Origin of the sequence: Acinetobacter baylyi DSM 14961 = CIP 107474, assembly GCF_000368685.1 — a bacterium.
GTDB lineage: Bacteria > Pseudomonadota > Gammaproteobacteria > Pseudomonadales > Moraxellaceae > Acinetobacter > Acinetobacter baylyi.
On the sequence record NZ_KB849625.1, the window covers coordinates 158,463 to 175,296 of the forward strand.

At 42.6% G+C, this 16,834-nt stretch carries 17 protein-coding genes; 2 read left to right on the forward strand and 15 right to left on the reverse strand.

The window, feature by feature from the left end; genetic code table 11:
- Positions 1-86 precede the first annotated feature (86 nt).
- Entirely contained in the window at positions 87-578 is a 492-nt protein-coding gene (locus tag F952_RS02705) for a GNAT family N-acetyltransferase (protein WP_004921817.1), read from the forward strand.
- Here F952_RS02705 and F952_RS02710 read toward each other — a convergent pair.
- The 15 genes from F952_RS02710 to F952_RS02780 all read right to left on the reverse strand — a co-directional run bounded on the left by F952_RS02710 (position 575) and on the right by F952_RS02780 (position 15,699).
- Complete coding sequence (locus F952_RS02710; protein WP_011182194.1) at positions 575-1,918, reverse strand: PepSY-associated TM helix domain-containing protein; 1,344 nt, start codon at positions 1,916-1,918, stop codon at positions 575-577. The genes F952_RS02705 and F952_RS02710 overlap by 4 nt on opposite strands.
- A gap of 143 nt (positions 1,919-2,061) precedes the next feature.
- Positions 2,062-3,258, reverse strand: a complete 1,197-nt coding sequence (locus F952_RS02715) for a hypothetical protein (protein WP_026056948.1) — start codon at positions 3,256-3,258, stop codon at positions 2,062-2,064.
- A 252-nt stretch (positions 3,259-3,510) separates the two neighbouring features.
- Entirely contained in the window at positions 3,511-5,151 is a 1,641-nt protein-coding gene (locus F952_RS02720; RefSeq protein WP_004921827.1) for a thiamine pyrophosphate-binding protein, read from the reverse strand.
- 62 nt (positions 5,152-5,213) lie between these two features.
- Entirely contained in the window at positions 5,214-6,680 is a 1,467-nt protein-coding gene (locus tag F952_RS02725) for an aldehyde dehydrogenase (protein ID WP_004921829.1), read from the reverse strand.
- Between the two features lie 13 nt (positions 6,681-6,693).
- Positions 6,694-7,485 (reverse strand): aspartate dehydrogenase, encoded by a 792-nt coding sequence (locus F952_RS02730; RefSeq protein WP_004921832.1) that lies wholly within the window; start codon positions 7,483-7,485, stop codon positions 6,694-6,696.
- Between the two features lie 11 nt (positions 7,486-7,496).
- Entirely contained in the window at positions 7,497-8,291 is a 795-nt protein-coding gene (locus tag F952_RS02735; protein ID WP_004921834.1) for an SDR family oxidoreductase, read from the reverse strand.
- 3 nt (positions 8,292-8,294) lie between these two features.
- A complete protein-coding gene (locus F952_RS02740) occupies positions 8,295-9,131 on the reverse strand; it encodes an alpha/beta fold hydrolase (protein ID WP_026056949.1) in 837 nt (278 codons plus the stop codon).
- Positions 9,132-9,195: 64 nt separating this feature from the next.
- Positions 9,196-9,720, reverse strand: coding sequence for a cupin domain-containing protein (locus F952_RS02745; protein ID WP_004921840.1), 525 nt, complete (start codon positions 9,718-9,720; stop codon positions 9,196-9,198).
- 30 nt (positions 9,721-9,750) lie between these two features.
- Entirely contained in the window at positions 9,751-10,980 is a 1,230-nt protein-coding gene (locus tag F952_RS02750) for an MFS transporter (protein ID WP_004921842.1), read from the reverse strand.
- Between the two features lie 66 nt (positions 10,981-11,046).
- Positions 11,047-12,258 carry an NAD(P)/FAD-dependent oxidoreductase gene (locus tag F952_RS02755; protein ID WP_004921845.1) on the reverse strand — a complete coding sequence of 404 codons (1,212 nt, stop codon included), beginning with the start codon at positions 12,256-12,258 and terminating at the stop codon, positions 11,047-11,049.
- A 25-nt stretch (positions 12,259-12,283) separates the two neighbouring features.
- Positions 12,284-13,219 (reverse strand): VOC family protein, encoded by a 936-nt coding sequence (locus F952_RS02760; protein WP_004921848.1) that lies wholly within the window; start codon positions 13,217-13,219, stop codon positions 12,284-12,286.
- 10 nt (positions 13,220-13,229) lie between these two features.
- Positions 13,230-13,994 carry an SDR family oxidoreductase gene (locus tag F952_RS02765; RefSeq protein ID WP_004921853.1) on the reverse strand — a complete coding sequence of 255 codons (765 nt, stop codon included), beginning with the start codon at positions 13,992-13,994 and terminating at the stop codon, positions 13,230-13,232.
- Between the two features lie 11 nt (positions 13,995-14,005).
- Entirely contained in the window at positions 14,006-15,058 is a 1,053-nt protein-coding gene (locus F952_RS02770) for an aromatic ring-hydroxylating oxygenase subunit alpha (protein WP_004921856.1), read from the reverse strand.
- 17 nt (positions 15,059-15,075) lie between these two features.
- Positions 15,076-15,375, reverse strand: coding sequence for a recombinase-like helix-turn-helix domain-containing protein (locus F952_RS02775; RefSeq protein ID WP_004921859.1), 300 nt, complete (start codon positions 15,373-15,375; stop codon positions 15,076-15,078).
- A gap of 18 nt (positions 15,376-15,393) precedes the next feature.
- A complete protein-coding gene (locus F952_RS02780; RefSeq protein WP_004921862.1) occupies positions 15,394-15,699 on the reverse strand; it encodes a non-heme iron oxygenase ferredoxin subunit in 306 nt (101 codons plus the stop codon).
- Between the two features lie 274 nt (positions 15,700-15,973).
- On the opposite strand from F952_RS02780, the gene F952_RS02785 reads away from it, so the two are divergent.
- Positions 15,974-16,786, forward strand: coding sequence for an IclR family transcriptional regulator (locus F952_RS02785; protein ID WP_004921865.1), 813 nt, complete (start codon positions 15,974-15,976; stop codon positions 16,784-16,786).
- Positions 16,787-16,834: the final 48 nt, after the last annotated feature.

Sequence of the window (16,834 nt, forward strand, 5' to 3'; positions counted from 1 at the left end):
ACTGAACATGATATAATAGGTCATTATAATCCTTAGACTTAGCTGTCCACATTCAACATTATTTTTGCGCATCATCGAGTCGGGAAATGAACATCACATTAGCTGTATTGCAGCTTGAAGATATACCTCAAGCAAAACAATTTGCTATCCGAACACGCCAATTGCTTTTTCCAGACGTTTATCAGTTAGCTTTACCTTATGATCTTACGCATTTTCAGGATGTATATCTGCATGACCAGAAAGGTGCGTGTTTTGTGGTTAAAGATCAGCAGCATAACATCATTGGTATGATTGCTTATCGCGCTTATAACCATCGCTTTGCATTAGATATTCCCAAGGATAGTGTGGAAGTGGTTAAACTTTTTATACAGCCTGAGTATCGTCGTCAAGGCCTTGCCTCACGCTTATGTGAGGCCTTATTTGGATATGCGGCACAGCAGAAAATTAAGTATTTTTATCTGCACACCCATCCTTTTTTACCTGCGGCAGAGTATTTTTGGACAAAACAGGGATTTGATGTCATTCATCGTGAAGAAATTCAAAATTATGACACCATTCACATGTTTAAGTCGGCTTAAACTTTTTTATATCCCAGCATCACCATCATCAAAGCCATTAAAATACTGACTCCAAAGATAGGTAAAGAAATACCAGTGACCATCAGAATGAAAACTAAGCCAACTCTTTGAATAAGACTGCCATTGCTCCACATGACCACAGCACGTCTAGAAAAATCAATCGTGGTTTTCTTAAAATCTGTAGTTTGCCACCATATACGGTAAGCAAGCACAATCGTGATACATAAGCCTATAGCAAACAAAATTAATAACAGTTGATTTGTCCAGCCAAACAGAACACCCATATGGGCATCGACGCCCCAGCGCGTTAACTTTGCAGCTAAAGGAAATTGATCGAAATAAACATGATCAATCACTTTGTGTTGAACAATATCAACCGCGATACTATCGACTTGCGTCGGCCAACTGCGATCAATTTCTTCAACCACCCATGCCTGACTCATTGCCACAGGAGGGCGAATTTGTACTTTGGCGGCTGTAATTCCATTGTCGCGTGCCAGTTGTAATGCATCAGAGAAATCTTTGGCATCGACCATACTGTGCATATGCATGATCATACTGGCATGATGCTCCTGATGCATATCTGGCTTGGAAATAGAATCTGCTGACAATGAGGTGATGAGACTTGGCGTTTGCCAGCCTAACCATTGACGCATACTTAAAATATTTGAGCCGGCCCAATTCGACCAAGTCAATCCAGTAATCGAGAAAAATAAAAGTAAAGGTAATAAAGCCAAACCTAGCCAACTGTGCCATTTAATTAAATAAAGTTTTTTATGCTCAGACGGTTGATTCAGTTGTTTACGGCGCTTAAACCAGTGATAAATTCCTGAGAGTGCCAGTAATCCCATCCAGCTGGCAGCAAGTTCACTGTATATTCGGCCCCACTCTCCAAGCCATAAATCACGATGTAAACGATCCAGAAATGTTCTTAAAGGTAAAATCCCACTGGTCCCATACACTGCAAGCTGTCCCTTTACTTTTAAATCATGTGGATCGATAAAAATGGCTCGATTAGCCATCTGCTGTTGAGGATCAGAATAGATCACACGGGTGGTATCATGCGATGTAGCGGCTGGCCTGACTGCCATAATTTGTGCTGTCGGAGACATCACCGATTGGGCAGCCTGAATCTGTTCGGTTAAAGATTTCGGTTGAGATGTGGCTTGGCTCACTAATACATCGCGATAAGTCCATTGCTCTAACTGTGGGGTAAGCACGTAGAGTAAGCCTGTAAAGGCTGCAACAAAAATAAATGGTGCAATAAAAATACCTGCATAGCGATGTAACAGAACAAGTAAATCACGCCAGAATGTTGCAGAAGATTGAGAAGCGGCCATACACAGAGACAAAAAATAGAACCGCGCCATTATAGTTGAATTTATAGTCACAATCTTAATTTTGCATCTTAAAAAAGACCACAAAACAGGGCTGCTGATTTTATGGCCATAAACTGATGTACTGGTGTAAATGAAATATAGACTTAGAAGGTAAAACCAAAATTGAGGTTGATACGATATAGCCATTTATCACTATTGAGCGACGTTGCAGAGGTATAGCCTGTACTGTTGGTTGAACCACCAATAATGTTAGAGTTTTTACCCCAGGTGTAATCTGCCCACACTAGAAATGGCGAAGCAATAAACATCATGCCTGTGGTATTCATCTGCGATGCTGACCAGTCACTACGCTCTTTATCCAGATAGCTAAAGTCGTTATAAAATTTGATCGCTTTTAACTTCCACATGTCTTTAATAGGTAACGTGTAAGCCACGTTTAAACTGGAAACAGTCCCTTCTGAAGCAATAAAGTAAGATGGTGTGAGCCCATTGGTTCCCATCAGAGTTACGTCATTACTAACCCCCTCTGGATTTTTAGCATCATATTGATAGTGAATGACAGAACCCTGTACATTCCATCGATTCACATTGGTATTGGCATGAATACCAAGCGCATAATATTTACCGTCATCATCGGTTACTTTATTGTGAAGCTGAGAAACCGCGCCAGATAAACCTATTTCCTGCTGCCCGACAGTCGTATCAAACTTTTTCACGATACGGGCATTGAGCTGATTACGTTTTTCGTTCTGGTAAGCACTCTGATTTGGAAAGGTATTTTTCAGATCATCATACGTGCCACTTTCAGGTGAATACCGCATATTGGTTTCCAGCATGCGCGGATAATACCCAAACTTTATGTCCCAATCCTTGTCGGTATAGTTCCAGTTCAAACCAGGTGCAATATTATTGCCATAGCCTAAAAAGAACGGTAAATGATATGTCCAGCCATTTTGAGGATAAGGATAAATCGCAAATGGTTTATATACAAAGCCTGCTTCCAAACTGTTATTGGCATTGAACTTATAGCCTACATAGGCTTTTTCAATAGAGGTAAACTCCTGATCTTGCAATAAAAAACTGGAGTTCAAATAGAAATTGTCATAGGTTCCTTTCAGATCTAAACGAAACACATCAAAATCAAGTTTCCCCATGCCACGATTTGAGCTTTGTGCCCAGCTTTCATAACGATCCTGCACACGAATAACCCCTCCCACTTTAAATGAGGCAGTGCCATCGTCACTTTTCCATTCCAGAGGTGAACCATCTGCCCATGTTGTATTCGATAACCCCATAGCCAAAATGGTTAAACTTAATATTGAAACCGCATTTTTTTTCATCATTGCTTTTCCTTTTATTCAAACATAATTTGTCAATAAAAATTGACCATTAATGTTTCATATATAAAACTTTGTTTATCTTATTTTTTAGCTAAAAAAAATAAGTCATCTCTTTACTGAAAGTGCAATTCCTTTGCACATCCTATTTAATAAATCCCCTGTTTCAGGCTGCTCGACTTGCCTTGGCAGATCAAGCATCTTTTTGACTCATTACTTTGTTCTATTCCAATGTCTTTTTATTAGGCTTTGGGATTAGTACAGTTTTTTCTGTGGTGGCCCAGCAAAATTTAATGGGCCAATGGCATGCATATCGAGTTCAATAACTGCTGGACCATCAAAAGCAATGGCATCTTTGATGGCAATCTTGAATTCATCGGCACTGCCAACTTTCCAGCTTTTAACCCCCATAGACTCTCCGAGTTTTTGATAGTCAGGCGTATGCAATTCATTGAAATACTGACGTCCCCCAAAATAATTATTTTGAATGCCACGCATCACACCATAACCACCATCATTCATGATCATCAAAACCATATCTGTGTTTTCTTGTGCCATGGTCGCGATTTCACCAATCCCGAGCATCAAGCCACCATCCCCCACAAGCCCGACTACTTTTTTATCTGGATTTGCAATACTAGAGCCAATGGCATGTGCCAAGCCTAGACCGATTGCGCCTGCCAGTGAGTGGATATTGCGATTTGGTGCCTGAACTGGAAATAAACGACTGCCCCAGGTACTCCCCGACATGGTAATGTCACGTACAAAGATGCCATCTTCTGGTAAAGCCGAACGTAAGTGATCACAAATTAAGGCATATTGATCCAATTGCTTGCGAAGCGCTGCAACCGCGGCATCTTTGGCATTAACAATCATCTGATCATATTCGGTATCTACCTTAGAAATACCTTCAAGCTGCGTTAGAGTACGCACTAAAATATCCTTGGCATCTGCACAAATAAAACGGCGAACCTTATAGTTACGCTGTTGCGCCACTGGATTTGCATCAATCTGAATCAAGTTGTCGGGAAATTGAACCGAGTAGGTTTTGGTTTCATTACTGCGCAAGCGTGAACCCACAACAACCAATAAGTCTGATGCTTTTAGAAGTTCTTCAACTTTTGCTGAGTTATGAAAAGCACCTAAACTACGAGGATGCGCATCAGGTAAAATCCCGCGACCATGTGTAGATGACACGATAGGAATGCCCAGATCTGCAATGGCTTTGATTTCATCGACGCAATTGAGGGCACCACCACCAATCCAGAATACAGGACGTTTGGCTTGCTTAATTTGATCTGCCAGAAAATCAACCTGACTCTGCGCGACCTGCGGCAATTGCATGGCTTGTACAGGACTTAAATCTGCAGGTAAATCAATTTCTGCTGCCTGAACATCAATAGGCAATTCCACACTGACGGGTCCCATGGGAACCGTCGTTGCTACACGAATCGCTTCACGAATTACTCCAATCGCATTGTCTGGACTGGTAATACGAAAAGCAGCCTTGCTCGATGCACGCAGGAAGCTAAGCTGATCTTTGGTTTCATGAATAAAACTGGCATCACGGTCTAAATATTCACGCTCAACCTGACCTGTTAAATGCAACACTGGGCTTGCTGCATTCATGGCCTCAATCAGTGAACCTACTGCGTTGCCCGCACCCGCACCTGTACTGGTCAGTGCTACACCCAAGCCTTTAAAACGGGCATGTGCATCGGCCATCGTCACCGCACCAGCTTCACCACGCGCTGCGACAAAACGGATTTTTTCACGGCGCCCCACTGCATCGGCAATAGGTAAATTATGAATCGAAATGACACCATAAATACTATTTACATCATGGGCTTCAAGTAAACGGGCAATCGCCTCTCCAACATTGACACGTTCAGTCATGAAAATCTTCCTCTGAATTTTGTATAAAATTTTGTTAAATAAATATCTTGGCTAAAATTGGCTTAATCTGCCCACGGGTTTGGCTGTTCATTTAGCCCCATATAAATACTTTTTTGCTGCATATAGGACAAAATCTCCTGACGACCTTTTTCACGCCCTATACCACTGTCTTTAAATCCACCAAATGGTGCTGAAATTGAAAATTTCTTATAGGTATTGATCCAGACAGTACCCACTTCAAGCACACGGGCAATACGCCATGCCTTTCGATAACTTTCGGTCCAGATGCCTGCTGCCAGCCCAAAACAACTGTCATTGGCTTGCTCAATCAAGTCATCTTCATGCTCATATTTCATCACGACTAACACGGGGCCAAAAATTTCTTCTTGGCAGACCTGCGCCTGATTTTTCAATCCTGTAATAATGGTTGGCAGATAAAAACTGCCTTTGGCAAACTCACCCTCAGTCATGGCCTGACCACCTGTTAAGATTTCACCACCTTCTTGTTTGGCTAGTTGTACATACCGGTCGACCGATGCCAAATGTGCAGCATTAATCAAAGAACCCATATGTACATCTTTTTGTTCAGGGTGTCCGACACGCAAGCTCTTGGTAATTTCAACCAGACGCGCCAAAAACTGATCATAAATACTGCTATGGATAAATAAACGAGAGCCCGCAATACAAGCCTGCCCTGCAGAGCTAAAAATACCGTAGGCAATGCCTTTGGCAGCCAGTTCGATATCGGCATCAGGCAAGACAATCGTTGGGGATTTGCCACCCAGCTCAAGCGATGTTGTAATCAATTTATCTGCTGCGATATGTGCCAGATGGCGACCTGTTGTAGTCCCACCAGTGAAGGAAATCTTGCGTACTAATGGATGCTTAACAATTGCATCACCCACAACGGAACCTTTGCCAACCAGCACACTGAGTAAACCTTTTGGTAATCCAGCCTCTTCAAAAATTTTGGCCAGTTCAAGTGCAATCAGTGATGTCGCTTCCGCAGGTTTTAAAATCACTGCATTTCCACCAGCCAAGGCCGGTGCAAGTTTCTGAACCTCACTGGCAATGGGTGAATTCCACGGGGTAATCGCAGCAACCACACCTACTGGCTCATGCACACTGAAGGTCATAAAATCGGGCGCACGTTGTGAAGTCAATTCATCGTTCATTGTTTCACATGCCGCAGCCACATAACGGGCTGTTGCTGCTGCACTGAACACCAAGCCACGCGTTTCTGCAAGTGGCTTGCCATTATCACGTGTTTGAAGTGCAGCTAATGCATCAACACGCGCTTCAATAATGTCTGCCACTTTGTATAAAATTTTGGCGCGTTCATGCGGCAGACGATTACGCCATTCTGGCGCACGCCACGCTTGATCTGTCTTTACAATGGCTTCTTCAATGTCCTCAAAACTGGCTGTAGAAATTTCGGCATTTACAGAATTATCTGCTGGAAAAGTACTTTGGATAACCTTTCCTCGACCCAAACGCCATTCACCTGCAATATAAAGTTCCTTAACCATCTGAATATCCCTCTTAAATCTGAATGGCTTCAACACTGTTACGGCAAGCACGAATCACGCTGAGTGCAGCCAGTGTCGATGTTTTTGGGTTAGATGCGAGTGGTACACCGACCATTTCAATGGTCATTTGACCAAATCGACCTTCGGCAACAATAGTATGTTTGTTTTGAGTGGTATCTGGATCAACAGTCAGTTCTACGATAGTGTTGTCCATGCCAACGCCTGCCAGTGCAATGGTTGCTGCAACATTGGCATTTGCAGGAAATTTTTGTGCAGCCTCACGCGCAGTTCCTCGATAGAACATGGTCACTGTATGTACCTGATCCAAATCAATTAACTGCTCGGCATAACTGCCACGCCAACTATTTGGACTTTTGCAGCCTTTGTAGGTCACTTTTTCCAAGTCGCCTTCTTTCGCTGCTGCAATTCCATCAATCCCAGCAATTGCACCTGCAAGTAGATGTAAATGCGCACCATTTTGTTCTGCTGTTTGCTGTAATTCCGTAAAAAACTCGCTATCTGCCAAGGTTCCAACCGAAATCAACCCTATATTCCAGCCATGCGCCAGTACGTTTTTTGCATGCTCTTTTACTGCTGCCTGCCCTGCCACCTCAATCACATAATCTGGCGCACCGTCACACTGATTGATATCGGAAATCACCTGTATGTGGCGATCAACTTTTTGCTTGACGCTTTCAACACTCCGCTCGGGAACCACAATCCACTTCAACTCAAGATCTTGTGGTAAATGTGCATAGACTTCCGAGGCCATTGCACCAAAACCAATCATCATTAATTGCTTCATTGCGCTCACCCTTATAAGTGTTTGTTGAAACCACCAGAGACATCAATGGTTGAGCCCGTGGTATAAGAGGCCAATGGCGAAGCCAGAAAGACCAAGGCACGTGCTGGTTCTTCCGGTTTTCCCAAACGCTGCATTGGAATACCACGTTTTTTTGCAATATTGGCTGTCCATTCTTCCCATGACTGATTCACGTCTGAACGTGTTTCAAAGCGACGTTTCCATTGAGCCGATTCCACCATACCCAGCAAAATTGAATTCACCCGAACCTTATACTGGGTAAATTCATGTGCCAGAGAATGAGTTAAATTGAGCAATGCAGCACGTGCAGAAGACGTTGCAATCATATGCGGCTCGGGTTGTAAGGCCAGCAATGAATTGACATTGGTAATTGAACCAATATCTGAACTTTTCAAATCATCCAAAAAAGAACGAATAGGATGTAAGACACTGAAATATTTCAATTCAAGTTTTTTCATCCAGTCTTCATCCTGGGTGTTTTCAAAGGTAGATACCCGTCCTTGACCTGCGTTATTAATCAGCATATCGACATTGCCTAAATGCTGTTTCACCGCTTGAGCAAAGTGTTTGACATCTGCTTTATCTAGGACATTACACACTTGGGTAAATACACCAGCATGCGGGTATTTTTCTAAAATAGTGCGTTTTGATTCTGCAAGACGTGGTTCATCTCGCCCACACCATGCGACCTTTGCACCTTCAGCCACTAAAATCTCAACTGCAGCCAATCCGATGCCAGAAGAGCCACCTGTGACCACTGCTACTTTTCCTTCTACTTGGAAGCTCATACTTTATCTCTCGTTTTGTTGCTGCTTGGCAGAAACGATAATGTCGTTAAATAATTCAGCTTGATCGACATAACTTAGATGTCCTGCCTCACTAATCTCGATATAGTTCTGGCAATCAATTTCCCGAACCAAATCTGCAATCCCTTGTGGTGGTGTAATGCTGTCGCACAAGCCTGCAATGACGAAGCACGGCACAGCCAAATCTGTTAAATAATTTCGAATCTCATCATGAGCCAGTAAATAAGAGGCTTGAGTAAAACCTCCCAGATTGAGGTTTTGCATGACCTGTTCAATCAGCTCTAAGGTTTCTGGTTTTTTTAAATAAGTTAAATGTGGGCCTCGGGACTGTGCTAATCCCTGATGCCCAAGTTCGGCCAGCATTTTTGGTCTTTTTTGATAAATTTCCGCTTGCTTTACAGCAGGAAAACGCTGATAACCCTGTGCAACATTTGCAATCATTAATATCTCAACATGCTCTGGATAATTTCGGGCAAAGGCACTGGCTTGCAGTGCCCCTAATGAATGCCCAACCACAATGGCTTTTTGAATGCCTAATTGCTGAAATAGTCCAGCCAGACGCTGTGCATAATGCTCTGCATTTGGCGTTAAAGTTGTTAAAGCATCAGATGCGCCATAACCAGGTGCATCCCATGCAATTACATGAAAATGATGACTTAATGCTTCGAGTTGATTGACCCAAGAACCAGAACCAGAGCTAATACCATGTAACAACACCAGATACTGATCTCCTGTACCTGCTTCACGGTAGGTTTGGGTCTGCCCATCAATATCGACAGACTTCACCGAAAATTTCTGTAAGCGTTCAACAAGTGTCATCATCATATCCTTATCGTGCTGAGCATTAAGACATCAATCCGTCTTAATCGTTCTACTTAATGATCAATTAGTTACGTTTAATCTGAGACAGTGGATGCTCAGGTGGATAGTTTGGAATCGTCGGTTTACCCGTTCCCAACATCACACACATCAAGGCATCATCTTGACCAGGATTAAACAGACCGCGATAAATCCCTGGTGGAATTGAAATCAGATCACGCTCTTTTAAACGGGTACTAAACTTCTCACCGTTATGCTCAATGAACAGATCAATCTCGCCACGTAACATAAAAAACACCTCTTCAACGTCATGATGAATGTGTAAAGGTCCTTCACATTGCGGCGGCAAGACCATGGTTGAAAAGGTAAAGTTTTCAGCAGGTACCGTATTTCCATCATTGGCTACACCTGTTGCGCCTGTACCCATGTAACGCATTTGGGCACGGCGATATTTCGGGTCGTAATCTGCCTGAAACTTCAGTGCATCAAAATCATATTTACGGGTTTCAAAACGTGCGATTCGCGTGTTTAACCATTCTTCTAAACTTTTGTCTTCGGGTTGCGTCCATGATTCAAATTGTTGAGTGCTCATGTCTTACTCCTGCTAAGAAATTGAACTGAATTAGTAACGTTTGAGTAATGGTGTAAGGAAGAAGGAACCCACAATGGCCACCACTGCCAAGAATGTGATTCCCAAATTAAAACTGCCAGTTTGCATGACGATCATGCCAATCAGTACAGGCGCTGCTGCACTGGCAAAGTTCGCTAAACCGTTGAAAATTCCGCCTGCTGTCGCTCCGACATCTGCTGTTGTGACACGTGCGAGCAAAGCGAATACGGCTGCAACCCCAAAACCCCATGCCATTGAACTTAATGACATTGCTGCAATAATAAGAAGTGGATCTGTCATTAAGACCATCACGTAAAGCGAGATTCCTGCGACCAATAGACCACTAAAAACCTGAATCGCACGTTTACCCAATTTGTCTGAAAAAACAGCACCTACGACTTCACCCACCAACATGGCAATGAATGGCAAGCTCGAATAAAAACCGAACTCTTTGAGGTTAAAACCTTTATCTTGAATCAAGTAAGACGGCACCCAACTATTCAGACCCCATAAGTAAGTCATGAGTGCGATATTGAATAAACAGACCAGCCAGAACGCCCTGTTTTTAAGTAAAAGTTTGGTATTGGCAATATGTCCCTTAAAATTGACACGCTTGCTTGAGTCTTCAATTTCAATGATTTTACGTAACTGTAAATTGCGCAATCCAAGTACAATAATGATCATCACCACTAAAGTTAAAGCCGCCATGACAAAGAACGTGGTATGCCAGTCGTGCTTAGCCAGCACCGCCGCAGTAATTGGAAAGCCTAAAAATGCGCCAATGGGTGTACCAAGTAAAAACATGGTTGATGCACGTGCTTGCTGACGATCTGTATAAGTTTGTTTGACAATGGCATAAGCCAGCGCAAACAGAGGGCCTTCTGCAATACCAAGCAATACCCGCAAAAACAACATGCTGCCATAGTGTGTGGTAAATCCCATGATCAGCATTAAAATACCCCACGAGGTTACACTCCAAAACAGCATTTTCTTGGGATTAAAAATGTCGCCCAGAAAGCTCAGAAAAATAGAAGAGAATCCATACGCCAGCAAAAAGCTGGTCATTAGCCACCCCAGTTTGGCTTTGTCCTCAGCAATTCCCATTGCGTCCTGAAAATGCGGATCTGAAAACAACACTGCAATACTAATCTTGTCAAAGAAGGCCAATACCACACATGCCATTAAGACAAAGGCGGGTATCCAGTGTTTGAATCCTTTTTTTTCATCTATATCATTTAACATGCAACATTCCTTCGATCTGGCGATTCGCCTAAAATGAGTGCTCTGACTGGATGTCGTGAAGTGCGCTTACGGTTTGAGCTTCATGACATTAAATTCAGGATCAGCTAATAATTTTGGATCTAATACAGTGCTGTTTTGAATCCAGCGTTTGGCCAGTTTGACCAGCTTGGCATCATTGACTGCAATTAGATTCATCAAGCGATTGTGCTCATCCAGATATAAATAACTGAGTTGAGCTGGACTACTCTGGCGAATAATTAATTTAGGATTAGACTGAGCTTGATAGGTACCCAAAATCTGAATGTTGAACTGATACTGATCTGACCATAACCATGGAATATCTGAATATTCGGTCGCAACACCCAGCATTGATTTGGCAGCTGCAATGGCTTGATTTTGTGCATTGGCCCAAGACTGAATGCAGTACCCTAAAACAGGATGAATCGCCACATCACCTGCAGCATAGATATCTACATCTGAGGTTTGACCATAACAGTTGACCACGATGCCATCTTTTACAGCCAGACCAGCACTCACCCCAAGTTCTTTGGCAATTTCTGCACCTGCACCCACCACCACACAATCAAATGTCTGGGCTGTTTCTGGATGGTTGAGGACCTGAACCGTTTGATCCGAACTTTCAATCAAATGTAGATTTTTACTATTAAGGTGAATCTTTGTGCCTTGCTGCTCATGAATTTCTTTTAAAAATTCAGAAACTTCTGGACTGACACTGCGCCCACACAAGCGTTCTGCGTATTCAAACACATGAACTTGTTTGCCCTGTTTACGTGCTGTCGCGGCAATTTCAAGACCAATCCAGCCGCCACCAATGATGGCAATCGACTTTGCTGTTTCCAGTAAATTCGCCAAACGTTCGCAGTCTTGTACATCACGTAAAGTCACAACATTAGAAATATCTTTCCAGGTATTCACAGGTACCCGTGCCCGGCTGCCTGTCGCGATCAAGAGTTTGTCATAAGGTAAAATTTTGCCACTTTCTAAAATGACCTGTTTATGATCACGATCAATCTGGGTAGCCAGATCTGGTTTGTGCCATTGCACAGAAAATGCATCAATTTGTTCAGGTGAAAATAAATTCAGGCTGTCATAACTCGCTTCTTTGGACAGCACTTGCTTAGACAATGGGGGGCGTTCATAAAAAATCTGATGTTCATTGGACACCACATGAATCTCACCTTGAAAACCTTCCTGACGCAAAGTACTGACTGCCCATCCTGCGGCCTGACCTGCACCGACCACCACAATTCTTTCCATTGACGTATACTCCCTGTAAACCTGATTAACCCTGAACTGGTTTGATCTGACGACGGGTATCATGATCAAGCCCACCTTCAATCGCCCATTCGGTAAATAGTTCCAGAGAGTGTTCTTCTACACGCGGTTGCCACTCTTCAGTCAAATAGTCATCATTGGTGTAATATTCAAATGCGCCGCCAAGTGGTGAATTGACATACCAGAAATACGCAGAAGAAATTGGATGACGGCCTGGCCCAATAAAAGTTGACCAGTCAGAACGGTTCATATTTAAACCACCCCCAATCACCTCATGAATATCACGCACTACAAAGGCAACATGGTTTAAACCCGCAGGTTTATTGGGTACAGAAAGCAAAAATAAATCATGATGAAAACCTTCACCGCGACAACGCAAGAAAGCGCCACGATTGCGATAGGCATCCGACAAATGAAAACCGAGTTTTTCTTTATAAAAACTTTCTGTTGTTGCTAAATCTGGGGTAAAGAACACCACATGACCAATCGCAATCGGTTCACCTTTTTCATAAACAGGGCTGGCTGCATTGACACGCTGGATATTGCCATACTGATTAATGCCTTCGGTTTTTTGCTCAGGTAAATCTTTGGTTATCGAACGTTTAAAGACAATGGTCATTCCATTCGGGTCACGGCACTGAACATATTCTGTACCTTGTTCAAAGCCTTCGATATCTTTTAAATTTTGTGCAAATTGTTGCAAATCCTGATCACTATCGACTCCCCATGTCACTTCTCGTAAGGTTGAACCATCTTCGATGGCAACAGGCAGGCGCGAATCGTGAAGATCAAACAAATATATTTTGCTACCATTTTGTGTTTGAAACAGTTCCGCTTCACTGATATCGGAGGGTTGCTGTACCAAGCCAAAATCGGATAAAAACTTGATTGCTTCCGCTTTGTCTTCAACGCCAAATTTTAAAACTTCAATTCCTGTAATCATGTTTTTGCTCCTAGTTAAAGACAAAGCCACCATTGACTGGGATATTTTGTCCCGTCACAAACGATGCAAGATCAGATAGCAAATAAAGCGCTGTGCCGTTTAAATCCTGTGGATGTTGCTGACGCTGAATGGCGCGACCAGTGACATATAGGTCATGTCGTTCTTGTGGTACGTACTCGGTTGCTTCAACCAGAGTAAGCCCTGGAGAGAGTGTATTTACACAGATGTTAAATTCCCCCAACTCTCTTGCCATTGAGCGAGTCATCGAAAGAATGGCACCCTTACTTGCAACATAAGCCATCAACTTGGGCGCACCCCAAAGTGCAGTATCAGAAGCAATATTGATAATCTTTGCGCTTTGTGACTGTTTCAAATACGGTACACATGCCTGAACCATCAACCATGTACCTTTGACATTGACCGTCATAACCCGATCCCACAAATCAGGATCGTATTGAGTTAAGTCCTTACCCCCCACACCTGTTGCCAATGCAGCACAGTTCACTAAACCATCCAGACCACCCCAAGTATTTACGGCAAATTGAACTGCAGTCTGAATTGATTCAGGTTGAGATAAATCCAGTCCAACAGCTTGCACCTGCAAACCTTGTTGTTGTAACTGCTTTGCCTCGCCTTCAACCAATTCGATTAAAATATCTGCCATGATGACTTGTGCACCCGCCTCAGCAATTGCTTGAGCAAAGCCCAAACCAAGCCCACGTGCTGCTCCCGTGACAATAATTTTTTTACCGTGCAGTAATGTATGAATGGTCATAACCACAATCCTTATGGTGTTTCGGTCAAAGATGAAGTGTTTAGCACTGCAATTTTTTTCAACTGCTTTTCGGCTTCTTTTTTCATCAGACGGCGTAAACGTGACAATCCAACATCATGTTGATAAAGGAATTCTTTAGAACGTGCATTCGGTGCAAGATTTTCCAGAATAATACGATCCTGCTCCAGCACATCCCAATGCAATTTTTCTAGGTGATTACGATATAAGAAACGCCAAACATTGCGTTGCCAGCCATTGACCTTGCGGCAGCGCCAGAAAAATACACGGGTATTATCGGCATCAATAGGCGTTGCAAAACCAACAATCCAGAACACACCACCTGGGCCAAAGTCTTTACGATATGGAATAGACAGACGTAACCAGCTTGCACCTGTATTACCATATTCAACCCAGTCAAAATTAACGCCAGTTTGACCTTCCTTTTCAAAAATAAAACCATGCTCAGTGCTGCGATGTTTCATTTCTGCGGTACGTTCACCTTCTGCCATGGAGTGCGAAGTACAATGCAAATACGTTCCATGCATCGGATCCATGACATTATCAATTGCATATTGATGATTGACCTTCCAGTCTGCCTGACACAAAAATGAACTCCACGCTTCACTGGCTAACTGTTCAGGGAACACTAGCTCTGCTGGTGGCTCATTGGCGTCGATTCCAAACCAGATAAAAATAGCGTCATGCTTTTCAATAATTGGATAGCTTTTAACACAGGCTGCACCCTTGAGTGGACATTCATGCACCGCAGGTACATCTGCAACCACACCATCTCCCCCCACTTCTACACCGTGATACCAGCAAGCAACCCGATCCCCCAGATTCCAGCCCAACGATAAACGCGCACCACGGTGCGGACAGCGATCTTCCAATGCATAAAGCTGACCAGCTTCATCACGCCAAACCACAATATTTTCACCCAAACGGGTAATCCCAACTGGATTGGCACTGACTTCCCAACTGGCGAGTACTGGATACCATTGGTCACGTAAACCCAAATCAAGATATTGTTCAGTACTTGAAGCGTGTTGATAAATTGCATTCATTGTTGTCATCCTTGCTGTTAATAGCCCAAACGCTGCATTTCTTCTGTGAAGCTTTGCATGGTCCAGACTTCACCAGATTCACGGCGAAACCCTTGTCGATTTAGAGAGTCGACCAGATCATTCAGCTCAGTTACGCCTGAAGCAAAAGCCTGAATCAAATGTTTGACAAAGTCCTGCTCATACACCGTTGGTTTTTTATAACGAGTCTGCCAGACCAGATGTTCAACCTGCCCAGGAATCTGAATATTGTTAATACCCGCTTCTTTTGATGGCGATGGGCTCATCCAGTTAGCCAGTTTTTCATTAAATTGTTTCATAGCAAAATTCCTTTTCCCTCACAGTTGAATCTGGATCTGCTGATCTTCAACACGTACAGGATATGTACAAAGATCGCGGCAGCCTGGTCCACTTTTTAATTGCCCTGTTTGGATATCAAAAATAGCTTCATGCAGCGGACATTCAACCGTCTGATCTTCAATAAACCCTTCTGTCAGTAATGCAAAGGCATGCGGACAAACGTTTTCGATTGCGAAATAGTTTTCATCAATCACAAATACGCCAATCTTTTTGTCATTAATCTCTACTGCTTTTGGTTCATCTTCCGAGACATCATCAATGCCACAAACTGAAATCCAACTCATCGTTTGAGCCCTCGATATTGTTTTATATACAAAACATTAGTTTATTTTCAAAACATAAGCACAGCATAATGCGCTTATTGATTTTATGTCAATAATTTTAAAATCATATTATTCAAATACTTATTTAAAATTTAATATTTAATTACGTTTTATGACATAAATTTAGTTTTATATATAAACATTGTTTTATCACTTCGATATGATTAGAATAGTTCCAAAATAAAGCACAACGCACCAACATCACTCCCTTTTTACTTTTAGGAATTTTTATAGAATGAGTGTAGTCATTGAAGAAGATGTACAAGAGGCTGAAAGTACTAAAAACGATGATCGCTACTTGGTTCCAGGGCTGGTTCGAGGCCTCGCGATTTTGCAAGCCTTTAATCAAGAATCTCAAGAAATGACCATTTCTGAAATTGCAGAAATTTTGGATGTGAACCGTTCTAGTGCATTTCGTTTGATTTATACGCTGGAATCTTGCGGATATTTGCGTAAGGCAACTCAAAAAACCTATGCCCTAGATTCAAAAGTCATGGAGCTTGGTTTTAACAGTTTATCCAAACTGTCCTTACTTGATTTATCTACCCCCTTAATGAAAGAACTACGCGATCAAACCAAGATTGCAGTCCATCTTTCAATTTTGGAAGGTACACATATTGTCTTTGTAAACAATATTCAATCGAGTGGCCCTTTTACCAGTACGATTAGTTTAGGAACGCGCTGGCCTGCACATGCGACTGTGATTGGTCAGCTATTGCTATCCAATTTATCAGAAACTGAAATTCGTCAGCGTTATCGTAAATTTGATGAATGGGATACCTTCTCGGAACTCACGCCAAAAAACTTAAAAGAATTATTATTGCGTCTGAATTATGTCAAAACTCAGCCGTCCATGGTCAGTTGGGGACATTACAATAATGATATGGCTGCCTGTGCAGCACCCATTTATCGTCAATCCTCCAAAGATATGGTGGCAGTGTTGTCTGTAAGTTGCCCTATCACCACTTACGATGAATATACGTTTAAACATAGTGTCGCGGCTCAGGTCATCGAGACAGCAGATAAAATCTCTAAATTTATCTATTGATGTATATGGCAAAGGATTGCCATCACTTAAAATATTCAGCATGAAATA